Consider the following 1,188-nt stretch of genomic DNA (forward strand, 5'->3'; position numbering starts at 1 on the left):
ATAAACTGAAGTGCGAAAAATAATTAGATGTATAAAAGGGGATTTTCACCAGTATGGCGAATTCTAATCCGGTTCAGGTAATCGCGGTAACTGGCGGTAAAGGTGGTGTGGGCAAAAGTAATGTGTCTATTAACCTTTCGATTATGCTCGCTGAGATGGGGCGTCGTGTCGTACTTTTAGATGCCGATTTAGGTTTGGCTAATGTTGATGTTTTGTTAGGTATCACCTCTAAAAGCAATATAGCGGATGTGATAAGTGGCGAATGTTCTCTGCGTGACGTTTTGGTTGATGGGCCCAAAGGAATAAAAGTAGTACCAGCTTCATCTGGTACGCAAAAAATGGTTTCTTTGAATCCAATGGAACATGCCGGTTTAATTAATGCCTTTAGTGAAATTTCTGAAGATCTCGATGTCCTGATTATTGATACCGCAGCAGGTATATCCGATGGTGTTGTTTCGTTTCTTAGGGCTGCGCAAGAAGTTATTGTTGTCGTATGTGATGAGCCTACATCGATTACCGATTCATATGCGCTAATTAAATTGTTAAATCGCGATTACGATATGTACCGTTTTCGTGTACTGGCGAATATGGTTAAAACGCAGGAAGAGGGGCGCCACCTCTATTCCAAGCTTGCTCACGTTACTGAGAGATTTCTCGATGTTGCTCTGCAGTATGTTGGGTCAATCCCTTTCGATGAGTCGGTGAAAAAAGCAGTGCAGCGTCAACGGGCTGTTTCTGATGTGTATCCTCGTGCAAAAGCATCGTTGGCATATAAGACGCTTGCCCAAAAAGCGGATAGCTGGCCACTGCCTTCTTCTCCAAAAGGTCATTTGGAGTTCTTTGTTGAGCGCCTGGTTCAGGCTACCTCAAACTAGAACGTGTTTAGTTCCGGTGTCATAGGCTGATGTATACAGACGCTCAAGTAAAACGTGCCGATGATTTGATTCGGTCTCATGCGCCTTTAGTCAAAAAAATTGCGCATCATTTGATATCTCGTCTACCGTCTAGCGTTCAGGTCGATGATTTAATTCAGGCTGGTATGATCGGGTTATTAGAGGCTTCCAGGAAGTATGAAGCTTCTAAAGGTGCGTCCTTTGAAACTTATGCGGGCATTAGAATTCGTGGTTCGATGATGGATGAGGTGCGCCGGGGAGACTGGGTGCCAAGGTCTGTTCATCGGAATGCAAG

At 44.2% G+C, this 1,188-nt stretch carries 2 protein-coding genes; both read left to right on the forward strand.

Going from position 1 to position 1,188, the window contains the following annotated elements; genetic code table 11:
- The first annotated feature begins 53 nt into the window (after positions 1 to 53).
- Positions 54 to 875, forward strand: a complete 822-nt coding sequence (locus A3766_RS24310) for a MinD/ParA family protein (RefSeq protein ID WP_068511924.1) — start codon at positions 54 to 56, stop codon at positions 873 to 875.
- A gap of 29 nt (positions 876 to 904) precedes the next feature.
- A partial coding sequence (locus A3766_RS24315; protein ID WP_156509102.1) for a sigma-70 family RNA polymerase sigma factor occupies positions 905 to 1,188 on the forward strand: 284 nt, incomplete at its 3' end.

This window comes from Oleiphilus sp. HI0132 (assembly GCF_001635845.1).

What these genes read in the sequence shown, in the direction of transcription:
- A3766_RS24310 (WP_068511924.1), top strand. Translation starts at nt 54, where the DNA reads ATGGCGAATTCTAATCCGGTTCAGGTAATCGCGGTAACTGGCGGTAAA.